This is a genomic window from Peribacillus alkalitolerans (genome assembly GCF_010882125.1).
Taxonomy (GTDB): Bacteria; Bacillota; Bacilli; order Bacillales; family DSM-1321; genus Bacillus_BN; species Bacillus_BN alkalitolerans.
On sequence record NZ_JAAGVZ010000036.1, the window covers coordinates 1 to 22786 of the forward strand.

29 protein-coding genes are annotated in these 22786 nt (G+C 33.7%); 6 read left to right on the forward strand and 23 right to left on the reverse strand.

Annotation, left to right across the window (positions count from 1 at the left end):
- Nucleotides 1-188 precede the first annotated feature (188 nt).
- The 3 genes from G3O09_RS21120 to G3O09_RS21130 are packed head-to-tail and all read right to left on the reverse strand — an operon-like array spanning nt 189 to nt 2635.
- On the reverse strand, nt 189-758 hold the full coding sequence (locus tag G3O09_RS21120) for a 5' nucleotidase, NT5C type (protein ID WP_163103415.1): 570 nt from the start codon (nt 756-758) through the stop codon (nt 189-191).
- A gap of 31 nt (nt 759-789) precedes the next feature.
- Entirely contained in the window at nt 790-1881 is a 1092-nt protein-coding gene (gene ribD / locus G3O09_RS21125) for a bifunctional diaminohydroxyphosphoribosylaminopyrimidine deaminase/5-amino-6-(5-phosphoribosylamino)uracil reductase RibD (RefSeq protein ID WP_163103416.1), read from the reverse strand.
- A complete protein-coding gene (locus tag G3O09_RS21130; protein WP_163103417.1) occupies nt 1874-2635 on the reverse strand; it encodes a GTP cyclohydrolase II in 762 nt (253 codons plus the stop codon). The genes ribD and G3O09_RS21130 overlap by 8 nt, the downstream gene beginning before the upstream one ends.
- Before the next feature lie 375 nt (nt 2636-3010).
- Between G3O09_RS21130 and G3O09_RS21135 the strand changes: the two genes are divergently transcribed.
- Nucleotides 3011-3328, forward strand: coding sequence for a winged helix-turn-helix transcriptional regulator (locus G3O09_RS21135; RefSeq protein WP_163103418.1), 318 nt, complete (start codon nt 3011-3013; stop codon nt 3326-3328).
- A gap of 199 nt (nt 3329-3527) precedes the next feature.
- Here the strand turns inward: G3O09_RS21135 and G3O09_RS21140 are convergent, their stop codons facing one another.
- Entirely contained in the window at nt 3528-3797 is a 270-nt protein-coding gene (locus G3O09_RS21140) for a DUF1450 domain-containing protein (RefSeq protein ID WP_338048431.1), read from the reverse strand.
- Nucleotides 3798-4078: 281 nt separating this feature from the next.
- On the opposite strand from G3O09_RS21140, the gene G3O09_RS21145 reads away from it, so the two are divergent.
- Nucleotides 4079-4648, forward strand: coding sequence for a hypothetical protein (locus G3O09_RS21145; protein ID WP_163103419.1), 570 nt, complete (start codon nt 4079-4081; stop codon nt 4646-4648).
- Between the two features lie 129 nt (nt 4649-4777).
- Here the strand turns inward: G3O09_RS21145 and G3O09_RS21150 are convergent, their stop codons facing one another.
- The 7 genes from G3O09_RS21150 to G3O09_RS21180 all read right to left on the reverse strand — a co-directional run bounded on the left by G3O09_RS21150 (nt 4778) and on the right by G3O09_RS21180 (nt 10246).
- Nucleotides 4778-5386: an NADPH-dependent FMN reductase gene (locus G3O09_RS21150; RefSeq protein ID WP_163103420.1), complete on the reverse strand. Its 609-nt coding sequence runs from the start codon at nt 5384-5386 to the stop codon at nt 4778-4780.
- Nucleotides 5387-5409: 23 nt separating this feature from the next.
- Nucleotides 5410-6483, reverse strand: a complete 1074-nt coding sequence (locus tag G3O09_RS21155; protein WP_163103421.1) for an LLM class flavin-dependent oxidoreductase — start codon at nt 6481-6483, stop codon at nt 5410-5412.
- Nucleotides 6484-6533: 50 nt separating this feature from the next.
- Nucleotides 6534-7382 carry a VOC family protein gene (locus G3O09_RS21160; protein WP_163103422.1) on the reverse strand — a complete coding sequence of 283 codons (849 nt, stop codon included), beginning with the start codon at nt 7380-7382 and terminating at the stop codon, nt 6534-6536.
- A 398-nt stretch (nt 7383-7780) separates the two neighbouring features.
- Complete coding sequence (locus tag G3O09_RS21165; RefSeq protein ID WP_163103423.1) at nt 7781-8131, reverse strand: VOC family protein; 351 nt, start codon at nt 8129-8131, stop codon at nt 7781-7783.
- 164 nt (nt 8132-8295) lie between these two features.
- Nucleotides 8296-8760: a GNAT family N-acetyltransferase gene (locus tag G3O09_RS21170; protein ID WP_163103424.1), complete on the reverse strand. Its 465-nt coding sequence runs from the start codon at nt 8758-8760 to the stop codon at nt 8296-8298.
- 231 nt (nt 8761-8991) lie between these two features.
- Nucleotides 8992-9690 (reverse strand): polysaccharide deacetylase family protein, encoded by a 699-nt coding sequence (locus G3O09_RS21175; protein ID WP_163103425.1) that lies wholly within the window; start codon nt 9688-9690, stop codon nt 8992-8994.
- A 274-nt stretch (nt 9691-9964) separates the two neighbouring features.
- Nucleotides 9965-10246 carry a DUF2277 domain-containing protein gene (locus G3O09_RS21180; protein WP_163103426.1) on the reverse strand — a complete coding sequence of 94 codons (282 nt, stop codon included), beginning with the start codon at nt 10244-10246 and terminating at the stop codon, nt 9965-9967.
- A gap of 653 nt (nt 10247-10899) precedes the next feature.
- Here G3O09_RS21180 and abc-f point away from each other — a divergent pair.
- A complete protein-coding gene (gene abc-f, locus G3O09_RS21185; protein WP_163103427.1) occupies nt 10900-12528 on the forward strand; it encodes a ribosomal protection-like ABC-F family protein in 1629 nt (542 codons plus the stop codon).
- A 98-nt stretch (nt 12529-12626) separates the two neighbouring features.
- On the opposite strand, the gene G3O09_RS21190 is transcribed toward abc-f, so the two are convergent.
- From G3O09_RS21190 to G3O09_RS21205, 4 genes are all read right to left on the reverse strand, one after another.
- The gene (locus G3O09_RS21190) at nt 12627-13166 is read right to left on the reverse strand and encodes a GNAT family N-acetyltransferase (protein WP_163103428.1); all 540 of its coding nucleotides are present in this window, start codon (nt 13164-13166) and stop codon (nt 12627-12629) included.
- 268 nt (nt 13167-13434) lie between these two features.
- Complete coding sequence (locus tag G3O09_RS21195) at nt 13435-13893, reverse strand: NUDIX domain-containing protein (protein WP_163103429.1); 459 nt, start codon at nt 13891-13893, stop codon at nt 13435-13437.
- A 101-nt stretch (nt 13894-13994) separates the two neighbouring features.
- Complete coding sequence (locus G3O09_RS21200) at nt 13995-14195, reverse strand: hypothetical protein (RefSeq protein ID WP_163103430.1); 201 nt, start codon at nt 14193-14195, stop codon at nt 13995-13997.
- 12 nt (nt 14196-14207) lie between these two features.
- Entirely contained in the window at nt 14208-14612 is a 405-nt protein-coding gene (locus tag G3O09_RS21205; protein ID WP_163103431.1) for an SMI1/KNR4 family protein, read from the reverse strand.
- Nucleotides 14613-14841: 229 nt separating this feature from the next.
- On the opposite strand from G3O09_RS21205, the gene G3O09_RS21210 reads away from it, so the two are divergent.
- Nucleotides 14842-15177, forward strand: a complete 336-nt coding sequence (locus G3O09_RS21210; protein ID WP_163103432.1) for a L,D-transpeptidase — start codon at nt 14842-14844, stop codon at nt 15175-15177.
- A gap of 218 nt (nt 15178-15395) precedes the next feature.
- Here G3O09_RS21210 and G3O09_RS21215 read toward each other — a convergent pair whose 3' ends face one another.
- From G3O09_RS21215 to G3O09_RS21225, 3 genes are all read right to left on the reverse strand, one after another.
- Nucleotides 15396-15866: a DinB family protein gene (locus tag G3O09_RS21215; RefSeq protein WP_163103433.1), complete on the reverse strand. Its 471-nt coding sequence runs from the start codon at nt 15864-15866 to the stop codon at nt 15396-15398.
- A gap of 176 nt (nt 15867-16042) precedes the next feature.
- Nucleotides 16043-16879: an alpha/beta fold hydrolase gene (locus G3O09_RS21220; RefSeq protein WP_240338527.1), complete on the reverse strand. Its 837-nt coding sequence runs from the start codon at nt 16877-16879 to the stop codon at nt 16043-16045.
- Nucleotides 16880-17014: 135 nt separating this feature from the next.
- Nucleotides 17015-17503, reverse strand: a complete 489-nt coding sequence (locus tag G3O09_RS21225; RefSeq protein WP_163103434.1) for a DinB family protein — start codon at nt 17501-17503, stop codon at nt 17015-17017.
- Between the two features lie 555 nt (nt 17504-18058).
- Between G3O09_RS21225 and G3O09_RS21230 the strand changes: the two genes are divergently transcribed.
- A complete protein-coding gene (locus G3O09_RS21230; protein WP_163103435.1) occupies nt 18059-18409 on the forward strand; it encodes a DUF4383 domain-containing protein in 351 nt (116 codons plus the stop codon).
- A gap of 255 nt (nt 18410-18664) precedes the next feature.
- The gene (locus tag G3O09_RS21235) at nt 18665-18997 is read left to right on the forward strand and encodes a hypothetical protein (protein WP_163103414.1); all 333 of its coding nucleotides are present in this window, start codon (nt 18665-18667) and stop codon (nt 18995-18997) included.
- Between the two features lie 278 nt (nt 18998-19275).
- Here G3O09_RS21235 and G3O09_RS21240 read toward each other — a convergent pair whose 3' ends face one another.
- The 5 genes from G3O09_RS21240 to G3O09_RS21260 all read right to left on the reverse strand — a co-directional run bounded on the left by G3O09_RS21240 (nt 19276) and on the right by G3O09_RS21260 (nt 22043).
- Nucleotides 19276-19578 (reverse strand): TfoX/Sxy family protein, encoded by a 303-nt coding sequence (locus G3O09_RS21240; RefSeq protein WP_163103436.1) that lies wholly within the window; start codon nt 19576-19578, stop codon nt 19276-19278.
- Between the two features lie 353 nt (nt 19579-19931).
- Entirely contained in the window at nt 19932-20405 is a 474-nt protein-coding gene (locus G3O09_RS21245; protein ID WP_163103437.1) for a DinB family protein, read from the reverse strand.
- 35 nt (nt 20406-20440) lie between these two features.
- A complete protein-coding gene (locus G3O09_RS21250) occupies nt 20441-20893 on the reverse strand; it encodes an SRPBCC family protein (RefSeq protein WP_163103438.1) in 453 nt (150 codons plus the stop codon).
- A complete protein-coding gene (locus tag G3O09_RS21255; RefSeq protein ID WP_163103439.1) occupies nt 20877-21242 on the reverse strand; it encodes an ArsR/SmtB family transcription factor in 366 nt (121 codons plus the stop codon). The genes G3O09_RS21250 and G3O09_RS21255 overlap by 17 nt, the downstream gene beginning before the upstream one ends.
- A 183-nt stretch (nt 21243-21425) precedes the next feature.
- Nucleotides 21426-22043 (reverse strand): NUDIX hydrolase, encoded by a 618-nt coding sequence (locus tag G3O09_RS21260; RefSeq protein ID WP_163103440.1) that lies wholly within the window; start codon nt 22041-22043, stop codon nt 21426-21428.
- Between the last annotated feature and the right edge of the window lie 743 nt (nt 22044-22786).

Genomic DNA, 22786 nt, shown 5'->3' on the forward strand with positions numbered 1-22786 from the left:
TTCCAAAAACGACTAAACCATCGTGCTCCGATTGAGTATCGAATCACGATGGCTGCATAGTCTTTTTTAGAGCTGTCTACTTGACGGGGTTAAGTCCATCTTCAGTGGCCTTTTAAGATATATAGCTACTTAGTTTGGACATTTGTTCATTCTGAAAGGTCGTTGAAAAGTACAATAAAATTATTTCTCTATTGATGGTTTTTTATAATATCTTTCAATTCAGACCAACAGGTAATCCTAGGAATATCAAGATTTCGATTATATGAAGTATCTTTTACATATACCTTCAATGATAAATCTGACAATGTATTAAGTACATCGGGCTTGTCATCAAAATAATAATCGAGTCCTAGTTCTTTAATAATATGAATTTTTTCATTGTCTTTCATCCCACAATAAAATCGGTTTTCATCGACAGGAAACCCATTTTTGATTAGCCATTGTTTAGTTCTTTCACCATATTCTTTATTTCTTGCTGTCACATAATATACTTCGTGTCCTTGACTTTCTAACTCTTGTAATGTTTCCACTGCATATGGAAAAGGTGGACAATCTGTAAAATACGTTTCTTCTAAATGGCTGTTCCACATTTGACTACCTTCTTCAGCAGTTAGTTCAAACACTTCATGTATTTCTACTGTTTTTAATTCATGAAAAACATCAAGTGGAACATTTTTGTCTAATTTTTGATTATAAATATGAAATGCATGCTGCCTTAAATCGATTAACGTATCGTCAATATCAAATCCAAATTTCATTGAAATAAGTCCTTCCTCGTGATGATTTAACTTAGGAATACTGTGGATAGCCTATAAATTTATAATCAGGTCCAACTTTTGATAATTCAATAGATGAAAATTCAATAGCATGTCCCATTTTTTCAATTCCAGCGCCTTCTATAAAAGTTGGTGCATGTTTTCCACCTATTATTTTTGGAGCTAAATATAAAATCAATTTATCAACTAGCTTTTGATTCATAAAAGATGCATTCACTTCTCCTCCACCTTCAACAATCAAGGAAGAAACAGAATGTTCACCTAAAATTTTTAATGTCTCTACTATATCAACTCGATGTAAGTCATTTGTAACAAATACTTTGACACCTAAGTTTTCTAATTCTTTCTTTTTCAGATCTGAATATTGTTGACTTGTAAACACCCATGTCTCAGCTTGATTATCATTAACAACTTTTGAATCTAGAGGAATTTTCAAAGTCGAATCTAATATGATTCGTATTGGGTTCCGACCATTTGGAATTCTAGTGGTTAATTCAGGATTGTCCTTTATTACCGTATTCACCCCAACTAATATGGCACCGACTTCATTTCTTAAATGGTGAACGTCATTTCTTGCTTCTTCAGACGTAATCCATTTACTATCTGACGTATGGGAAGCAATCTTACCATCAAGAGTAGCTGCAGATTTCATGATGACAAAAGGTGTATTCTTTACAATATATTTATTAAACACTTCATTCATTTTGATAGATTGCTCTTCACAAACTCCGACGATTACTTCAATACCTGCATCTTCAAGAATTTTTATCCCTCTACCAGCTACAAGGGGATTTGGATCAAGCGTTGCAACGACAACTTTTTTTAATCCAGCGCGAACAATTGCCTCGGCACATGGGCCAGTTCGGCCATGATGGGAGCATGGTTCAAGTGTTACATAAATTGTCCCACCTTGTGCTTTGTCACCAGCCATTCTAAGCGCATGAATTTCAGCATGAGGCTCCCCGGCTTTTAAATGAGCACCTATTCCAACAATTCTACTATCATTAACGATAACAGATCCAACCAATGGGTTTGGATCTGTCTGCCCTTTCATCGATAAGGCATTTTGCAAGGCCAAATTCATGTAAAATTCATGATTATTCATTCGTCGACACTCCTTTAAAATGGCCCGAACGAACAATCTTAGTTTCTAAATACTTTTCATTATATTTAGATTTATCTCCCCATAATTGTACTCTACCAGAAACGTTTGCACCTGAAGTCTGAAGAGCATCTAGTTTTTTAGGGTTATTAGTTATTAATGTAACAGATTTAGAACGAAGTGTTTTTAGAACACGAATTGCATCCTCATAGTTTCTCGCATCATCTACAAACCCAAGCTCCACATTTGCTTCCACTGTATCATAACCTTCTTCTTGAAGAACGTAAGCCATCGCTTTACTGAATAATCCAATTCCTCTTCCTTCATGGTTCGCTAAATAAAATAGGGCACCTGATCCATGTGAAGAAATCATTTTCATGGCTTTTTTTAATTGGAATCCACAATCACAACGCTTACTTCCAAAGATATCGCCTGTGTGACAAATGCTATGCATCCGAATAAGCGCTTCATCTGCATTTTCAAAATCACCATAAACTAATACACTTGATTGTTGCATTTCCGCCAAATTTGAAGAAGCTAATTTAGCAATGATTTTTTCGGTATTATACGATCCATCATTACAAAAATCACCTTCAATATCTTCGCAACGTAACCAACAATACCACTGGAAAATAGTCGTCTCTCCATCTAAATTAACCGGTAATTTAATCGGTCCCACTAAATAAATAGATTTATCATTATTTTTTATAATGTTTATTTTCTCTTTTAATATTGAAACAACTTTTTCCTTAATCATGTGAATTCCTCCTGAATCCTCAAAGCTCTGTTTATCATTAGTAATCAAAACAAAACATATCTTTTATTTTTACTTATCAACTTGTTTATACATTTCATTAGTTTCACAAGAATCCACGAAATCTTTTAACTTGCTAATAAGCTAATAAAGCACCTTCTCGTTCAGCACCTACAATACAAGCTTCTGTCTTAATATTCATGTTATTCCACCTATTTATAACAAAGAATTTGATTCAACTATAAAATCCTGTTTAGTTACTTTATGTAAGCTAGTGTAATTTAGTACATTTATTACGTCAAGTAATAAATTTTTTATATGTAACCTTGTTATTATAATTTTTTTCGATATAATATGTATATAGGTGAGGTGGTATTTATGGATTTTTCTTTATTGTGCCCTCGGTTCGAAAAAAGCGTAGAACTATTAAGTAAACGCTGGACAATTCTAATTATTTTTCAACTTCTTTCTGGTTCCCAACGTTTTTGTACAATCGAATCAACTTTACCCATTAGTGGACGCGTTCTATCAGAAAGATTAAAGGATTTAGAACAAGCAGGGATTGTCAAACGAGATGTTTTCCCAGAAACTCCCGTTCGCATTGAATACTCATTGACAGAAAAAGGACTAGCATTAAAACCTGCTATTATTGAATTAATGAAATGGTCTCAAGATTGGAACGAGATCGTCGAATAAGATACCCTATAATCATAAAGTAAACTATTTTTATCTATATTAAAACTCTGTAAACAATCTTAAAGGACCTTTTTAATGAAGGTCCTTTTTTGTATAAACAAATTAAAAATATAACTGACCGTAAAGGATTGATATCCTTTAATTATCAACATCGGTTCCTACTTCGTCCACTTTATTTTTGGTATGCCTCTGATCAAACCTAGGTATAGGTTTTAAGCTTTTCTAATAGTTCAGTCGAACTTTCTGCAACTAATATCTTACCATCCACAATTGCATAAGGTGACTTTTGACATTCCTTACATCTACTTTGACAAGCATATTCATTGTACTGAACATGTTTTTGATTAAGAAAGGACTGAAATTCTAAAAAATTATTTTTTGTAAGGTAGCGATCTAAGTTAGTTTCACAAAAATCTATCTGTATTTTCTTTTTTCTAGTTAAAAGATTTTTTATTATAAACATAAACATGAACAGTCGCACTGCCCTTCACAAATATTTTAATACTATATCTTCTTTTTAACCCTAATCTCCCAGGTAGTCAAATAAGAAGTACTTATTAAAAAAGGATTTATTCTTTCGCTCCATCTCTAATTTTCCTTTGATTATCTTAAATTGTGGGTTATATATGTATTGCTAGTTGATATTTTTATTAAAATTATTAAATTGACAAGCATGCCCTATTAAAAAACCTCCCATAACCTTCCATTTAATGTTAAAATATTAACAAAAAAAAGGATTTAGAGGTCTATATGAACTTTAATGGATGGATTATTGTTGCTTGTGAAATTTCATTTTGGATGGTTATTTTGTTGGGTCTTACAGCAAGATATTTATTTAATCTAAAGAAGGTAGGATTCATCTTCCTGGCATTAACTCCAATAATTGATTTGCTATTAATCATTATTACAAGTTGGGATTTATATCGTGGAGCAACAGCCACTTTTGCGCATGGGCTCGCTGCTGTTTATATCGGGGTGTCCATTTCTTTCGGAAAAAATATGATTGAATGGATGGATGAACGTTTTAAATACTTTGTATTAAAATCAACCTCCAATAAGCCTTCTAAAAGAACTGGGATACAATTTGCTAAACATTATGCTAAAGGCCTTGTTAGGCACATTTTAGCCTATTTAATAGGTTCTGCTATCTTGTTAATCATGATTTACTTTATTAATGAACCATCACGAACTGAGGCACTTAATGGAATATTAAAGGGCTGGGCTTTAGTAATTGCCATTGATATATTAATAACGATTAGTTATTTTATTTGGCCCAAAAAAGAGAAGAAGCAATTCGATGTAGACAATAAAAATATGTAAGAGTCTCTCGTAAAATAGGCTTTTGAGACAACATATACCTCATTATTGATACTAATTGGCAATGCATCATTCATTCATATAAAAAACCGACCTTTCTAATGGAAGAAGGTCGGTTTATCAGAAGTTCAATTATGACTGTTGTCTCAAGGTTTTTAATGCCCCACTCCAAGAGATAACTTGGTCAAGCATGGCATTAACATTTTTAAGATGTAATTCAGCTGGTTTGAAAACTGTTCCGTTTTCAAAATCTGTAAATAAAGACAATGTTGGATGTACACGCACATCTGCAATCATCAATTCACCACAAATTCCACGTAAATGTTCTGCTGCACGAGCACCACCTGTTGAACCATAACTTACGATCCCTGCTGCTTTGTTATTCCAAGCTTCGCGAGCAAAATCAAGTGCATTTTTTAATGCACCTGTAATACTATGATTGTACTCCTGAACAATGAATACAAATCCATCTAAACTAGCAAGTTTTTCATTCCATGCTGCAATTCCTGGTTCTGTTCCATCGGTTGTTCCTAAAAACGGAAGATTGTAGTCAGCTATATCTACAATTTCATAATTTGCATCTTCACGTTGGTCAGCAATGCCGTTTACCCATGCACCTACTTGTGGGCTAACACGTCCTTGTCGTGTGCTTCCTAAAATGATTCCAATATTTAATTTTTCAATTGTCATGGTTTCTTCCTCCTTAGTTTGTTTCCCCAATATTTTACCTAAAAAACCCATTTTTCACACCTCCTATTCTTAGATCACTTACTTGTTTCTTTTCTAACGATAGGAGCTATCTCTGTAGCTAATAATTCAATGCCCTCCGCTACTTTCTTAAACGGGAGACCACCTATATCTATTTGTGCCATGAAACGCTGATGTCCAAAGAGTTCGTATTGTCGAAGAATTTTCTCAACGATTTGTTGTGGGCTGCCCACAAACAAGGCTGTATCCTGACTTGTCAAGAGTTCAAAATCAGATCTTGACATTCTTCTACTTGCCATTCCTCGTTGATGGTTTACATATGACCAGTAAGTTGAATAGTAAGGATAGAATTCGTCCTTGGCTAGTTTGGTTGTCTTTGAAAAATATCCGTGACCTGTTACGCCTACTTTGAGATCTTCAAGATTATGCCCAGCATCGATGCCTGCTTTAAGGTACAGATCTACCAGTGGTTTAAATCTCACAGAATCGCCACCTAGTATTGCCATAGCCATCCCAACACCTAATCTGCCAGCGCGGGCTGCACTTTCTGGTGAGCCCCCAACCCCCACCCATATTGGTAATTGCTCCTGTAGAGGTCGTGGTGCAATTTCTGCATGCCTTAATGACGACCTAAATTGACCGTCCCATGTAATTCTCTCGTTTTTATTAAGTTTTAAAAGTAAATCAATATTTTCCGAGAATAAAGCGTCATAGTCTTTTATTTCATACCCGAAAAGAGGGAATGATTCTACGAACGCACCACGACCTGAGATAATTTCTGCACGCCCATCCGATATCAAATCTAATGTTGCAAAGTCCTCGAACAGCCGAACAGGGTCAACGGTGCTTAACACTGTGGTGGCACTTGTCAATTTTATTCGTTTAGTTATTTGGGCTATGGCAGCTAAAACAACAGGTGGTGCTGAAGTTGCATAGTCTAATCGGTGATGCTCTCCTACTCCAAAAACATCCAGTCCAGCCTCTTCAGCTAGTTTAGCTGCTTCAATAATTTCCTTTATTCTTTGCTTTGCACTTATTGTTTTGCCAGAATGAGGATCTGGAACTATATCTCCAAGAGTATAGAGACCGATTTCTATTCCTCTATTTTTTAACCCCACTTCTTTTCGCATTGCAGTATATTCCTCCATCTAGGATGTAAAATTAGACTATAGTTGTAGAATTAAACTCGTAAGTAAATGCGATTTCCGGAAGGATCTGAGGTAATGAAAGAACCAAATTCTTCAGTAATGGATGCACCAATATTCTCCAATTGTTCAATTATTTTGTTTCTCGTTTCCTCATTTGGAAGCATTAGAGTAAATGATTCTAATCCAACACTACTAAGAGAAGGTGTAGGTGCACCAACGCCATTCCACGTATTTAAACCAATATGGTGATGGTATTTACCATCTGAAATGAATAGTGCCTGAGAGCCATATCGATTTACTACTTCAAATCCGAGTCCCTTGGTATAAAATTCTTCAGTCTTTTTTAATTCGGATACATGTAAATGGATATGGCCCATAACTGTGTTTGCAGGTAAACCTTTCCATTTTTGTTGTTCCCCACCAGATAGGAGATCTGCAAAATTCAATGGATCAACCGCCATTTCCACTTCTCCATTTTCCCAATCCCATTCGGAAGGTTCACGATCCACATAGATTTCAATTCCATTTCCATCCGGGTCAGATAAGTAAAGAGCCTCACTTACAAGATGGTCTGAAGAACCAAACCGCAAACCAATTCCCATAAAATGCTGCACTATTTTAGCTAAATCAAAGCGTTTAGGTAGAAGAAGTGCAAAGTGATATAATCCCGTAGTTCTTCCCTGTTTAGGAACAACGTTTTTTGGCTGTTCAATGGACAATAAAACTGTTTTTCCATCCGCAGTAAGGCTTGCTGACCTTTCAGCTTGTTCCAATACCTTAAAGCCAATTACTTCTTGATAAAATGCTAATGAACGATCTAAATTTTCTACTTTTAAGTTTACTTGACCAACAAATGTAATAGGCTCACGGTGAAAATTCATTATAGTTGCCTCCTTCATTAAGTTTTCTCAGAATGAACTAGTACGTTCCATAATCTGAAAAGAAATATTGAAATTGCCATGCATTAAGGAATACATTTAAAGTTGCTGTTTATTGCACAACTCTTAAACTTAGTTACTTTATGTAAGTAAGTATATTATCACCATTAAGTGAAGTCAAGTAAGTTTTTTGTAAAAAATAATTAAATTATTTATTATATATTTTTAGTTAGGCGAGATTATTCCCTTCAAGGGTACGTTTCTTCAATATGCCTCAATTAGTAAATGATTACCCTGAGTTCTTTAAAATGCAAAAAAACCTACTATTTGAATGGATAGCAGGGTTTTTTTCTTAGTTTAATAAATTGTTTTTATTTGTTACTCACCAACACCAACCAATTTTATTTCTCCCAAATTTCAATCCATCTACCTTCCGGATCAGAAATCCAAACGAATGTTCCATATTCACTTTTTTCAGGTTCCTTTAAAAGTGGTATCCCAATTTTGTTGAAATGATCAATCCAAGCATCCATATTTTCTACCTGAAAATTTAGCATGACAGACTGTTCTTTCGGAAAATAATCACTTTCTTCTTTAAACAAAGAAAAAATCGTAATGTTGTCAGAATCTGGCTTAATTACAGCGCCATTCCAATCTTCCATCGAAATTCCTAGTGCTTCTTTATACCAATTTCTTAAAGAAACAACATCTTTTGATCTCCAAAAAACCCCACCAAAACCTTTGATTTTCATACTGCTGACCTCCATTTAAGTGAATTTAAACTCCATTTTTCTCCATAATTCTGGCCCGTTAATACAATAAATTCAACAATAAGAGCATTAATCCTCCTTGGATTAATGCACCCTATTGTATTTGTTGATCAAGAAACTTAATTATTGATCCATATGTATACTTCTTATTTAAGCTTCATTTTTAAACCTTCGTGCGATGCTTTAAAACCGATTCGTTCATAAAAACGCAATGCATCTTCTCGTTTTTTATCTGTTGTAAGTTGAACCAAATGACAACCACGTTCTCTTGCACGCTGAATTCCCCATCGGATTAGTTCAGTTCCTATTCCTTTGCCACGCACAGAAGAAGAGGTTCTTACTCCTTCAATTGTCGCTCTCCATCCACCTTGATGAGTAATATAAGGTGTAAATGTAATTTGTTGAACCCCAATAACTTCATTTCCATAACAAGCCACTACTAACTCATTGTTTGGATCAGAAGTTATAGCTTGAAATGCTATTTTGTAACTATCCGGGAGTGGTTGCTCGTAACGCTCTCTCTCCCTGCCTAAAGCATCATCAGAAAGCATTTCAACAATTCCATCCAAATCTTGTTCGGTTGCTATTCTAAACTTAATTTCTGATTCCATATATTCCACTCCTCTTAGCTCAAATCATTTCATTATAGGTTTTATATTATCTAAATTAAGTCTATAAGTTAATTTTAATTTATTTATGAGATGCCATAATCATTTCTAATGGTTAATTCTTTTACTCATATCGAACTTGACCTATTAGGTGAATAAAAACCTATACTAAATCTGACGGGAGATTATATGGTATAACTATTTTTATAGTTCCTAACCTATTTAGTAAAAACCTTATAATTCTTGAAGTTCATCGACAGTTACAAAACTATATCCTTCATTAGTAAGTTCTTGTAAAATTTCTTCAATTGCTTGAAGTTCATCACCTGTTTGATCTTGCATCGGATGCATCAAAATAATAGATCCTGGTTCAATGTTTTTCTTAACATAATTTACTTTTTCAGTTGCAGTTGTGTAAAATGTATCCGGTTCTATGTTCCACATAATAGTTTCTCTGTTGTGCTTATGTAAATAATATGGCAATCCAATAAGTTTTTTTCCATAGGGAGGTCGAAAGTCAATTTCACCCTTAAATCCAGAATCTCGAATCAATTTATCTGTTTTTTCTACTTCTTCTTTGATATATGAAGGAGATTTAAAAACCATACGATTGTGTGTGTATGTGTGATTACCAATTTGATGTCCTGCATTCACCAATTTTTTTGTTTCTTCGGGATGTTTTTCGATTTCATTCCCGATTAGGAAAAAAGTAGCTTTCACATTGTATTTTTCTAGCAAAGGTAAAATTTGATTTACATTCTCTGTTGGCCCATCGTCGAAAGTTAAGGCAACTACCTTCTGTTCTGTTTCAACCTTGTCCGTTAAACCTCCAAGTAGCTGAAAGCTTCTTAAATTCATTATTTTATAAGTTCCAAAGAAAATAACAAAAATTAGTAATAAACCTATTCCTATAAAGAATAGTTTCATTTTCATAAAGGTCTCCTTGCACTTGTAAGAAATTAGATAAAATAAATTGCAACATGTATTCCTTCAACTAACCTGCACCAGAAGTTTAAATAGAAAAGCTGCCAAAATGACACTTTTGATCTTCAACTGTTGCCCTCTAAAAATTAAGTAAAAATCTTACCAATCAACTTCCTTTTTTCTAAATGATCTTAATAAAAATCACAATCCTTATTAAAGAAATTCGCCTGATTGTTAAAGTTCATTAATAACTAGGACCATACAATATTTTAAACTCTTTTCTTTAGTCCCCATTATTCGGACCAAACCTTTTAGCTGATCTAATGCGCGCACGCTCAGCTTCGACCTCACGATTTCGAGGCTCGGCATTGGTTTCCATCACATTCAATAATTTTCTAGAAGCCATAGCTATCTCATTGATGGCTCGAATAAATGCCTCTTCGTTAACCTTTGATGGCTTGTTATAGCCTGTTATCTTTTTAACGTACTGTAGAGATGCTGCATGAATCTCCTCATCTGTAGCTGGTGGATCAAAATTAAATAAGGTTCTAATATTTCTGCACATAAGTTACACCTCTTTATTTAAATTATTTTCGTTGACCCACCCTGAAACAGGGCTTCACAACAGTAATAAATCTACGGACTTACAAGGTATCATACTAAGAACATTCAACAAAAAAGGCGTTAATCCTTCCTGGATTAACGCCACCGATAGCATCAAGATTTTTGAAGCTAAATTAGAGACAAATGGGAGTTGCGGATATGTGGAAGTTTTTCACGGATAAATCTCAAAAAGTCACGGATAAACTAATAAAAGTTGCGGATATCTATTTATACAGTTATTTGATTGATGATTGAGCCTACCATTCTATAGGATTTTAACTTTTTAGCTCAGAATTATTTACAGTTATAATCAATGTAGGTTATTATTTCCATAAAATGTGTAGAAAGTCTATTGCTTTATATTTTATTAAGTGCTAAAATCACAACAATATTAGCTGAAAGGGATGATGGATGGACGATGGATAACTAATCTTATTTTTAGAATTTGAAATTTTATATTTCGAATGATAACAATATTGGATTAGTCTGCCCATTTTCCTATCCACTTTTGAGCTATAGAGTTAGATAGCTTATTTCAGTACGGTAAAATGTGACTAATCCTTCCAAAATTAATGGGAGGATTTTTTAATTCTCCCCTAAAAAAGGGTGGATTTTATGAAAGAATTACTTCAATTACACAATGTAAGTTTTGAAATAAAAGATCATACAATTTTTGAAAACGTGAATGTCAATGTGCAACAAGGAGATATTATTGGAATTATTGGCAAAAATGGTGCTGGTAAATCCACCTTGTTGAGGTTACTGAACAATGACTTATTACCGACTATAGGACAAATAAAAGATCTTCAGAACGAACTTAAGATCATTATGGTTGAACAAGAAACCGAAACATTTTCTTTTGAAGAGGTTTCATCTCAAGAGGCTTCATTATTAGAAAAATGGCAGGTTCCAGCTCTTGAATTCTCAAAATTAAGCGGAGGAGAGAAATTAAAAGCACGCCTGGCAAAAGGTTTTGCAAGGGATACAGACATACTATTATTGGATGAACCGACAAATCATCTTGATGAGCAAAGCTTGGAGTTCCTCACTACACAGTTAAAGAGTCATAAGGGAACAGTCATTCTCGTATCACATGATCGTTATTTTTTAGATGTAGTGGCTACAAAAATTTGGTCCCTTGAAAATAAGAAACTTATTAGTCATAAAGGCAACTATTCTAGTTATATGAAATTCCGTGAACAGAAAAGACTTACGCAGCAAAGAGAATATGAAAATCAACAAAAAATGGTTGAACGTATCGAAGGTCAAATAAAAGAGCTCTCCTCTTGGTCGAATAAAGCGCATGCTCAATCGACAAAAAAGGAAGGCTTTAAAGAATATTATCGGGTAAAAGCAAAGCGCACGGATGCACAAGTAAAGTCAAAACAAAAGCGTCTTGAAAAAGAACTGGAAAAAGTAAAAGTAGATCCGCTTGAAGCAGAATACAAAGTGAACTTCTCTATGAAAGCGAATAATAAAGTAGGAAAACGGTTCTTAGAAGTAAAAAATTTAACGAAGTCGTTTGAAGGACGAACTCTTTTTACAAGCTCCAATTTTACCATACAGCATGGTGAAAAGGTTTCAATTTCAGGCCCGAATGGTAGTGGCAAAACGACTTTTTTGAAATTAATTGTTGGCCAGGAAGCCGCTGAAGGCGATGTTTGGATTTCACCATCTGCAAAAATTGGCTATTTAACACAAGAGGTGTTTGATCTTCCACTTGAACAAACACCCGAGCAACTATTTTATAAAGAAACTTTTGAAGAGAGAGGGCATGTCCAAAATTTAATGAAGCATTTAGGATTTACGGCTTCACATTGGTCCGAACCCATTATGAACATGAGCATGGGTGAGCGAGTGAAGTGCAAGTTAATGAAGTATATTTTAGAAGAAAAAGATGTTCTTATCTTAGATGAACCAACGAATCATCTAGACTTAGCTTCTCGTGAACAGCTTGAAGATACATTAGCACAATACAATGGAACGCTACTGGTCGTATCACATGATCGCTATTTCCTAGAAAAAATTACAACGACAAAACTCATTATCTCGAACAATAGGATTCACAAGCAATTGAATGAGATTGCGTCACAAAAAGATAATAAGGAAGAAATACGCTTGCAGCTTGAAACAGAAAGGCAAGAAGTATTAGGAAAACTTAGTTTTATGACTCCAAAAAATAAAGAATATATGGAGCTTGATTTGAGATTTAATGAGCTTACGAAACGAATAAAAGATCTTTAATAACTTAGATGACTTAATGTTGAAAGTAGTACACCATACTAAATAAGGCGATTTGCTCTAAATAGCAAACGCCTTATTTATATTCATCTCTTTCAAGTTCAGTCATTTGGATTTAAGATTGCTAAAAGATTATGATCCTCCCATTTACCGTTTATTTTCACATTTTTCTTATTTATGCCTTCTATTTGAAAGCCAGCTTTTTCTAAAACTCTCATTGATCCAATGTTATAGGGCATGACACCAGCTTCAATCCTATGTAGTTGAAGAGTGTTAAAAGCATAATCCACAACCGACTTAACCGCTTCTGTTGCATAGCCTTTACCATTATGATCCTGACTTAAATGGTATCCCACTATCGCACGTTGCAATGAACCACGCAAGATATGAAAGAGTCCGATTGTTCCTATTAGTTCGTTGGTATTATCTATGAAAATACCAAAGTTATATTCACCATCTTGGTTTGCCTTTTCTATTTTTTGGTTGATCAAGTCTGTTTGATAATCCAACGTAAAATAGTCATTAGGGCGTTCTATACTATATTTTCGAAAAAATACCTTATTATTCATTTCTAATCGAAGTAAATCACTAGCGTCACTAGCAGTAAGTAACCTAATATATATATTTTGATTTTTTTGCATGGCTATTCTCCTTTTTCATATGAAAGGTATCTCTTTTCCTTCTATCAAGGCTTTCAAATTGGCTAATGATTCATAAAAGCCTCCTGAATTTATAGTAACTCGTGTACCTTTGCTTTCTACACTTAATTCAAAGGATAGTAGGGTTTGTTGTGATTCGATAAAAAGGGAAAACTCCTGATAATTTATTACCTTTTTAATAGTTAATGTCATTGGATACTTTTCTGATAGATTGTTATGAGCACTAGGCATTAATGTAAAAAATGCAACTTTACATATTTTCAAATTGCCCTTTTAATTCAACTAATTTGTCTTTAATAAAAGGATCTATGTCTTTAGGTAATTGGTTGAGACTAAAGTATTGAGCTTCTATTCCTTGATTACCATCTGGCGAAATTTCTCCCACATAGTCTGTACAAACATATCCAATCGCAACTGCATGATACTCATCTCCACTTTCCTCAACACGATTGATTAATTCCTTGCCTGAAAAGACTCCAAATATAGATAACGATAGGATCTTTATGCCTATGTCTTCATGGATATTTCTTGTTATACACTCTTCAACTGACTCATTTACTTGTAATATACCTCCTGGAATTCCCCAATTTGCACCTGAATATCTGCTTAATAAAATTTCTCCAAGATTATTAATGATAGCTACGCTAGGACGAACATAAATTAGCGGTGAATTCCCAATCATCTTCCTCATATCATCACAATAACTCATACTATTCCTCACCATCCTCAGGTTTTATTTGCTGTATTGTACCTCTTAATTGAAAAATAATATATGTAAAGAGTAACCTACTCTTTTTTTGATGGCACTTGTCAACCACCTTCTATGCAGGTGGCATAGGAGCTGCCTACGACACTATTTAATTCCGTTAATAATAAGTGAAGGGTGTTATCATTTACTAACTCTTTTAATGTCTTTTCCTTAATGGGAACATTGTATTTTAGAAAAACATCAACTGTATCTTTCCAAACTTCCGTTATAGCTTTTGAAGTCATATTTGATTGTATTACCATAATAAAATCCTCCTAACCTTCATATTTGTATAGGTATTGAATAAAATCCAAGAAAGACTCTGTGCTATAAAAGGGACGATCAAGATTCAGACCAATGAAATTCACTTCGACTAGCTTCGGTTTCTTATGACGGAAATCATAGCCAAAGGCTGTTCCACCACCATCTGAACCTATCACAATTAACCCAGATGCAAATTCTTCAATCGCATAATCCTCATTACTTTCTACTATATGCTCCATTCTCCATAACCTCAAATAGCTATTCCCGATATCACCTTCTCCACCATTATTTTTCAACATAAAGTCTATATAATCACTTGGGAACTTTATTTTAAGATGCTCTTCTACTATATTTATTACTTCTAGTTTAATAGGCGAATTAAAGTTAAAATTCTTAAACAAATCATCTCTAGTCATATAATCTCCTTTAATGATTCTACAAAAATTGTTCTTTAATACTATTTCGTGTTTTAGAGTTATCAAGCCTTGTTTGTTCTATTAATACACTCTCTACTATTGCACATAATCCTAGGATTGGTCATTTAGCAGACCTGCATTTTTTCCACTGATTGATCAATCAAATTCCTTACCATTAACAACCGCTTGAGTTAATACATACAGTATTAAAAAAATGGAGATGATCTACATGGTTAAATGGATTGATGTATCCACATCAAAACACAAATTAAGCCTTTTTGATGGAAGAAGGCTATTAAAAGTTTATCCTATTGCTGTTGGAAAAATGTTGACACCTTCACCTTCAGGGACTTTTACGATTATCAATAAGGATCCGAATCCCGGCGGACCATTTGGAGTGCTTTGGATGGGACTGTCAAAGCCTCATTATGGAATTCACGGGACTAATAATCCAGCTTCTATCGGTAAGAATGTCTCTCATGGATGCATTAGAATGTATAATCGTGATGTACTTGATTTATCAGCAAGAGTTCCTCTTGGTACTAGTGTTTATATCCATAAATGAATGAGAATTTGAAATCCTATAAGATTTTTTATTTATTGTCATTATTTCTTCATCCTTCATAAATTTATATTTAGTTCTATTTCCCTTACTATATTTCACAAAAATGTAGTAATTCCTTCTTCACCAAACCTGAACCTTTATGGAAAAAATAGCTGCCACATGACAGCTCTTCTCTTAAATCTTGCACAATTTAGTTCAATTAATATATGAATCTATCTTTATTCCAATCTATTTCGATAAGCCTTTTTCACCTTTTCGATCTGGGATAGATGTCCTCGTACATGCTGAACTCGGTATTCCAATAATTGTTTGAAGGTGAACTGTCCAGCGTCGGCATACACCCCTACTCTCTCGACTTGATCGACTGTCAGTTGTTTCAGAATAGGCAGCATGCTCGAACGAAGCAAATCAAATAAGAGTAGATACTGTTCGCGGTCTAACTGCTCATACGCCAAGCCCAAAACCCATGCGTCCTGGTCAAACGACAACAAAAGCGGATTCTCTTCTGACAAGACTTTTTTTAATCTTTGAGTCGACACCATTTCGGAATCTGTCAAATGGATTAGAATCTGATGTATGCTCCATTTGTCCTCCGAAGGCTTGTAATGAAGCTCTTCCTCTGACAAATTCTCAATGGCTTTACGTAGCATCTTATATCCACGTCCGTACTCTTCGATCAACGCTTCCATATTTGTTTCCTCCTATTTTCAAGAAACCTCTTAAAATATAACCTAATATAATATTCCTTGTTTTATGTACAAATCCTTTTATCTCCTAACTAGTCAGATCCCCTTACTAACTTGCCAGTATAGTAAAAAAGCGACTGCTTTATTGAGCAATCGCACCGGAACAATCGACCTTACTTCTATTGGTTATGGTTATTATTTTGTATTTGTTTTACACATTCTATGATTGCATCTATGACCACTTTTGGTTCAGTTAGTTGAGGAAAATGTCCACTTTTTTCAGCGACAATGTGTTTGCTTTTTTTTGACAATGAAAGTAATTCCGTTTGATTTTCTAGTCGTTTTATTCGAACTACCTCTGGCATCATTCGATTTTCTTTACCACCTGTAATTACATATAAAGGGATCTCAGGAAAAGTGTCTATTTGATGGATTTGATTCACAGTTTTTTTTACAAAATTAACTTCATTGAATGGTTTATGGGGATACAAGGAATCAAACACTGTTAATACCTTATTAAATGCTTTAACTGCCTTACCTTGATATTCATTTAGACTTAAATCTTTCGGATGGCTGGATTCTAAAAATACAATACCTGAAACTTCTTTTGGATAAAGTCGGGCAAATAAATTTGCATATAAACCACCAAGTGAATGACCTACTAAAAGCAATGGAGGTTCAATTCCCACTATTGTTAATGCTTCACGTAGATTTTCAACAATCGTTTCCCCATCTTGGGGTTCTTTCGGTTTATCACTACCAGTAACACCAAAACGATTATAGGAAAATACCGAGGATGACTCCGAAATTGCTGGTAGAATTTTGAACCAACCTTCTATCGGCCCTGAACCACCATTAATCAAAACTACGTTTGTTTTTCCATTTCCACTTTTATTGTATTGTACCTTTCCTTTTGAGGTTTCCATGATAAATTTCTCTATTTTCAAAGCGTCACACCTCACTTTATTTACATCACTATAATCTTGCATACGTGTGTAATAAGCTTTTGGTTTCATGTATAGCTCTCAATCATACACTCCTTCCCAAATAGACAAATAAAAAAAGCTGCCTCAATGACAGCTAGCTTCACAACTTTTTAAGTTGTAGCAAAATTAATTTGAAAAGGTCAAAACAATTTAGCCTTATATAAATTAATCTTCTGTTCCTATTACATCTGTATAGGGGGGTTCATATCCCATCTGCCGTATCATAGCCACAATCTGCCCTTTGTGATGAAATTCATGAGTAATGGTATGCATCAGTAATTTACCGGGAGTGAATGAAACCTTTTCTGAAACATCTCTCCAAGGGATTTTTCTCTCAATCGGCTCATTTAATTGATTTCCATGTAGTTTAAATACCTCATATACAATAGTATCGACTTGTTCGAATCGTATTTTTATATCGTTTAAATTTAAATTGTGCAGGTTTTCCTTAGGAGTTAGAGGCTTATTAGTCTTTAGTAAAACAAATGAGCCCAGCCAAGCATAATAACAATCTGCAATATGTACCAAGGAATCCCTCACATTCTGCCACGCGAATCCATTTTGCCGAGTAAAATCATTTGGTTCAAGCTCTCTACAAAAGTCTAACAGCGTTTCTCTTGTCTGGCGGACCCATTCGTATTCATTTTGATACATTAAATGCACCCACTTTCGAAAAATAAAGATCTTATATAATATATAAAAACATTATTTTACTAATCTGTCTGTTTAGTTCATAAATATAGTTTCAAATAGACAGTTCTGTACGATATCTTTCAAAGTTGTAAAACAAGTTTTGTTAATGGTTATTACCGAGGATTAATTAATAGCCCTTCATTATTATATTTGTAAATTCTTAAATGAAAAGTAAAGAGAAATAAAAATTAATTCTTAACATATATATCTAGTGAAGTATTAATTTGATTTAGGAGGTGATTGTAAATGTCAGAATAACTTTGTTTATAAATGTAGAAGTAAAAAGCCTTTTTACTATGAAAAGTGGATCTATTCATCGAAACAATAAAACATTACAAGGACATCTTCATAATCAATGGAAAATTCAAAAGAATTCTAATGATCCAATTTTATGAAAGCGCCTTCATCAATTACATTTTGAAAAAACGCTGTCTTTATTAGATCGTTTTCTTTTCCTAATCTATATTTCCCGTTAGAAAGTTTTCTTGATGAGAATACACGAAAGGGATGATTAAGTTGGCAAAGAATTTTGTTAGAATTCTAGGGACAATTTTCGTATTGACTGGTATTGTTGGTTTCTTTTTTCCTTTTGAAAATGTTTTTGACTTAACCACATCGCATAATATAGTGCATCTTGCTTCAGGAGTCATCGCTCTATTAGTAAGTGGAAGTGAAACCAGAAGTGCAGCTTTCTCTAAAATATTTGGATTCATTTATCTACTTGTAGCTGTATTAGGATTATTCACCCACGAATTCATAGGTATTCACTTTTTAATGGCAGATAATGTTCTGCATTTTATTATTGCTTTTGCTTCACTCTATGTTGGTTTTGCTTCAGCAAAGGCATTATCACAATCAAAGGAATAATACTCACTCATAATAGTATAAAAAGAAAAGTAAATAAGTAAATGCATGGATTCAACATCAAAGCTTGCTGAAATTATATGTAATTAATAATATATTAGAAATGCCTCTTGAAATTTATTTTGAGAGGCCTTTCTTTTTTTTGTACCAACAAGTCCTGTCGGATATTCAAACGCTCTTGGTAGTTTAATATCAGTCATTTAATAATTGTTTAAAATTATCCAGATGAACGCGAAAAGGTCAGGTAGATCAATGTGATTGAGTGTTTGGATTCCGACAAATGCGACAAGCATTGACGGTACACCCTCTTTAGGCAACCGTTTCACAAGTCATTCTCTATTTATGCATTTAATCGTCGAACAACTAAATAACATCAATAATAAAATTATTTCAGTTGGAAAAAATACCTCTATCTATCCATTAGGAGGTGGTAAATTGAAAAGCAAAGGTAATTCTTTATTAGGAATTGCAATTTTCGGAATACTCTTAACTACTATTTACACTGCAATACTTGCTACACAATTAATGGCAACTAAACATAAAGTTGATTACCTATATTTCAAAGATAAGTTTTCAGGAAATAAGTACTAAATAAATTGAGGCGGTGTTTTTCATCGTCTTTTTCTTTTGACTATCATTAACTCAAGTTAAAGCACTATATGTTAATTTATTAACCCCTACGTCATAAAAAAAAGAGCTGCTATTGACAGCTCCAAGAACCCATTTGCTATTAATCTAACTACAACCACTTAAATCACTCTTCTTTTTTAATTTCGGATCAATGTCAAAACCATCTTTTCTCCATCGAGAATGAAAACCGAACCAATCAAATCATCTAAGGTAAGGCTTTAGTTCCAAATAATTACCTTTTATTTTGACAAAAATATCATGGCTGTTTTGGCTAACTCTTCCCAAATTTCCTGATGTGGAACTGACACCCAATCTTTCATTTTCTTGCCTGGCATCGGTTCAAATAGATGTGCACCCTCCAATGAAAGGACATGTTGATGTTTTTCTGGTGGTAATTTAAATACCATTTCGTCCTGATAGAACATTGCAAACACTTTGCGGTTTATTTTCATGCATTTCGCTCCAAACATAGATCCCTTCGTAACATTTTCGGTTAATTTTAAATGTTCGGCGATTTGATTATATTTTTCTTCAGCAGACAAATCATTTCCCCCTTAATTGGTCAGTGAACGGTTAAAAGGTTGAGTGGTATGAAATCCATCATCATATATGCAGAAGCTCACTACTTCGCCTATTGTTTCTTGTGGGTTCCATATAAGTTAAAAGTGTTTGGAGTTTACTCATCAAAAGAACGTTGTCCAATATGCTCTTTTATTTGTTCCATTTGACCTTTAAACATAATAGAAAGATTATTTAAGCTGGGTGGATTGATTTTCCAGTTATCAGGCTTCGAACCAGATTTGAACATTTCAACATGTTCTTTGGATAGGTACATAGGTATATCAACGATGTAATATAAATAAGGAAAAATGTGTTTGAACTAGTAAACACAAAATTAGTTATTCTTTACAGCAATATTTAGGGCTTTAATTATTCCTATATGTTCACTTTCATGGAAAGAAGCAAACGATAGAAGTTCGCCAATTGTCTCCAATTGTAATGGACCTACTGGTAATGGTTTGGAAACTTTTTCATCTAGTCTACCTGCAAACGTTTCTTTTACTCGATTGATTTGTTCCGTTAATAATGGAATGACTTCTTCAATTGTCGGTGGAGTAGTTTTCCATTCAGAGGGTCTTGTCCCCGTATTAAATAATTCCATATATCCATCAGGAAGGTTTGGTTTTTCACCTGCAAAATGAAAGACAATTCCCTCTACAGAAGAATAAATATGACCTAATTGCCAGCGAAGGTGATTTGGGAATCCATTTGGGATAATATCAGCATTTTCTTCATTAATGCCTTGTGCCACTTTTAATGTAATGTTACGTGCAAATTCAAATTGATCAAATAGCATTTTTTCGTTCATCCTTAAACACTCCTAATCTTATAATTTTTTATTTATTACACTAAATACGGTTTCAAGCTACCTTCTAAAGAACTTGTCCAACCGTGATTATGATTTTTAGCTGCTTCTTCACTAGGAAGATCAGTATGAGTAACAATTACTTCTGTTGAATCTTGTTTGTCATGGAAGTCGATGGTTACAGTTGTTACTGGGAAATCAGCTTCACCATTTTCCCATTTCCAAGTAAATACTAACTTTTCATTTGGGACGATTTCTAAATACTTGCCTGCTAGTACATGAGTTTCACCCTCTGGAGAATGCATAAGATATTTATAATTTCCATTTACTACGACGTCCATTTCTTCGATGGTTGTCGAAAAACCTGCTGGACCCCACCATTTTTCTAACTCTTTAGGGTTCGTCCATGCACTAAAAACTCTTTCTCTTTTAACAGGAAACGTATGATTTACCTGTAATGTAAAATCTTTTGCACTATTCATTGTGATCATTTTTGTTGCCTCCATTGTCATCTTCTGTACTTAATAAATATTTTTCTAAACTTGATAATTGATCTTCCCATAACGATCTTAAATCGTTAAGCCATTTTGTCGCACCAAATATCCCTTTTGGGAGTAGATAATAGTATTTATACCTTCCTTCCTTTCTGTAATTTACTAATCCAGCGTTTTCTAAAACCTTCATATGCTTTGAAAAAGCAGGCAAAGACATATTAAAAGGCTCTGCTAGCTTTTTAACTGTTTTTTCTCCTCTAGAAAGATCTTGTATGATGGCTCTTCTGGTTGGATCGGTTAGAACAGAAAATACTTGATCAAGATTATTTTTATCATAGTTAACCATGTGGTTAACTATAAAACATATTTATTTATAATGCAACCTCTAATAATAAATTGTTTCTGAATATCACCTATTTAACTCCTATAATTTTTCGATTTCCAAGATATTTTGATCTAATTTGTTCAACAAAAAAGCACCTCTCCATCTCGAAGAAGTGCTTTTTCAATAATTAAATTGCTTGATTGATTAATCAAAATAAACCGGTTCTTGAGGATTATGTAAATGCTTAAAAGCCATTTCAATTTGTGACTTTGTATTTCTTTCTATTGATAATGGTGGAAGTTCATTTTGAGCAAAAAAATCTACTGCACTCGTTTCAATTCCTACTTTTTGTTGTCCTCCAATTATTTCACATTGGATAAATATTTTATAAACGTGATAAGGAGAAGGTGGGTGCGGATAGCACTTTTTATCAAGCATCCCTATTATTTTAGTTGCTTTAACATCAAATCCAGATTCTTCTTTTACTTCTTTGACTGCAACTTCACTAGGAGATAAACCTATGTCTCCCCAACCGCCAGGTAACGACCAAGCACCATCTGTTTTTTCTTTAACCATTAAAATTTTTTTATCTCTAAAAACAACAGATCTAATATCAACTTTAGGAGTTGCATAGCCTGTTTCATTAGCAAATAAATCTTTTATTATTGTCTTATCCATAGCTGTTTGTTGCGCCATTATTTCAACGCTTATATTTCTTATCAATTCAAATCGTTCTAAGTCATATACATCTTTCGAATAGGTTAATCCTGCCTGTGCAATGGATTGAAGTTGTTTCGACCATTCAAGCCATTTAGATTCCAACTATCATCACCACCAATAAATATTTTCTCTAATTACTATATTTTCAATTAAAACGGATAAGTACATTATTCCACTAAGTCCGCTTTAGTAGTGTTACTACAATGACCCTTCAAATCATTAAATCTTGCATCTGATTGGTGAAGAACGGATATTCATGAATGCAATTTTTTATGTTCAAACATCATACAAAATATAAATATGACTAATAGTATGATTGTGATGAAAATTGATATTTCATATCCTGTCCTAAATAAATCTGAGTTCCAGTGTCCGAAATGGTCTTCCCCAAATACGTAGTATGCCAACGGATTTGAAACACTAAAACCGTCTCTTCCAGGGTAAGGTATTAAACTGTAATTATAGTTTTGTGCCAGCGCTGTATTAAACACAATTGACGTTAACAATAAAACAAGTACTGCCTTAGTGTATCTTTGGTTTTTATCTAATTTTTTATAAAAGAGGTAAATTAAAAGAATTGTTGGTAAGACGAACTTAAATATAATAAAAAACATATATAATAAACTCCTTTCTTTCCCCTCATAAGATTCTTCTAATCTAATTCGATATTACCTAAAATTATCCTTTTATTCCAACTAACATGCCCTTTAATTCCATTTGTTTAATAAAAAATAAAAAGACCGTCTAATGGTATTATCCCCTTTAAGTAGACAGTGTAAAAAGCCTATGATTTTATCATGGATGATGCACTACTACTTGGAGGGGATTTTTCTATGGCTGTAAAA

Coding starts and splice junctions, on each gene's coding strand:
- ribD (WP_163103416.1), bottom strand. CDS start 1,881: ATGAATAATCATGAATTTTACATGAATTTGGCCTTGCAAAATGCCTTA.
- G3O09_RS21160 (WP_163103422.1), bottom strand. CDS start 7,382: ATGAATTTTCACCGTGAGCCTATTACATTTGTTGGTCAAGTAAACTTA.
- G3O09_RS21130 (WP_163103417.1), bottom strand. CDS start 2,635: ATGATTAAGGAAAAAGTTGTTTCAATATTAAAAGAGAAAATAAACATT.
- G3O09_RS21180 (WP_163103426.1), bottom strand. CDS start 10,246: ATGTGCAGAAATATTAGAACCTTATTTAATTTTGATCCACCAGCTACA.
- G3O09_RS21190 (WP_163103428.1), bottom strand. CDS start 13,166: ATGCAAAAAAATCAAAATATATATATTAGGTTACTTACTGCTAGTGAC.
- G3O09_RS21165 (WP_163103423.1), bottom strand. CDS start 8,131: ATGAAAATCAAAGGTTTTGGTGGGGTTTTTTGGAGATCAAAAGATGTT.
- G3O09_RS21205 (WP_163103431.1), bottom strand. CDS start 14,612: ATGACTAGAGATGATTTGTTTAAGAATTTTAACTTTAATTCGCCTATT.
- G3O09_RS21225 (WP_163103434.1), bottom strand. CDS start 17,503: ATGTATCAAAATGAATACGAATGGGTCCGCCAGACAAGAGAAACGCTG.
- G3O09_RS21255 (WP_163103439.1), bottom strand. CDS start 21,242: ATGGTTAACTATGATAAAAATAATCTTGATCAAGTATTTTCTGTTCTA.
- G3O09_RS21200 (WP_163103430.1), bottom strand. CDS start 14,195: ATGGTAATACAATCAAATATGACTTCAAAAGCTATAACGGAAGTTTGG.
- G3O09_RS21210 (WP_163103432.1), top strand. CDS start 14,842: ATGGTTAAATGGATTGATGTATCCACATCAAAACACAAATTAAGCCTT.
- G3O09_RS21245 (WP_163103437.1), bottom strand. CDS start 20,405: ATGAACGAAAAAATGCTATTTGATCAATTTGAATTTGCACGTAACATT.
- G3O09_RS21220 (WP_240338527.1), bottom strand. CDS start 16,879: ATGAAACCAAAAGCTTATTACACACGTATGCAAGATTATAGTGATGTA.
- G3O09_RS21140 (WP_338048431.1), bottom strand. CDS start 3,797: ATGTTTATGTTTATAATAAAAAATCTTTTAACTAGAAAAAAGAAAATA.
- G3O09_RS21250 (WP_163103438.1), bottom strand. CDS start 20,893: ATGATCACAATGAATAGTGCAAAAGATTTTACATTACAGGTAAATCAT.
- G3O09_RS21150 (WP_163103420.1), bottom strand. CDS start 5,386: ATGGGTTTTTTAGGTAAAATATTGGGGAAACAAACTAAGGAGGAAGAA.
- G3O09_RS21175 (WP_163103425.1), bottom strand. CDS start 9,690: ATGAAAATGAAACTATTCTTTATAGGAATAGGTTTATTACTAATTTTT.
- G3O09_RS21135 (WP_163103418.1), top strand. CDS start 3,011: ATGGATTTTTCTTTATTGTGCCCTCGGTTCGAAAAAAGCGTAGAACTA.
- G3O09_RS21145 (WP_163103419.1), top strand. CDS start 4,079: ATGAACTTTAATGGATGGATTATTGTTGCTTGTGAAATTTCATTTTGG.
- abc-f (WP_163103427.1), top strand. CDS start 10,900: ATGAAAGAATTACTTCAATTACACAATGTAAGTTTTGAAATAAAAGAT.
- G3O09_RS21120 (WP_163103415.1), bottom strand. CDS start 758: ATGAAATTTGGATTTGATATTGACGATACGTTAATCGATTTAAGGCAG.
- G3O09_RS21195 (WP_163103429.1), bottom strand. CDS start 13,893: ATGAGTTATTGTGATGATATGAGGAAGATGATTGGGAATTCACCGCTA.
- G3O09_RS21215 (WP_163103433.1), bottom strand. CDS start 15,866: ATGGAAGCGTTGATCGAAGAGTACGGACGTGGATATAAGATGCTACGT.
- G3O09_RS21155 (WP_163103421.1), bottom strand. CDS start 6,483: ATGCGAAAAGAAGTGGGGTTAAAAAATAGAGGAATAGAAATCGGTCTC.
- G3O09_RS21170 (WP_163103424.1), bottom strand. CDS start 8,760: ATGGAATCAGAAATTAAGTTTAGAATAGCAACCGAACAAGATTTGGAT.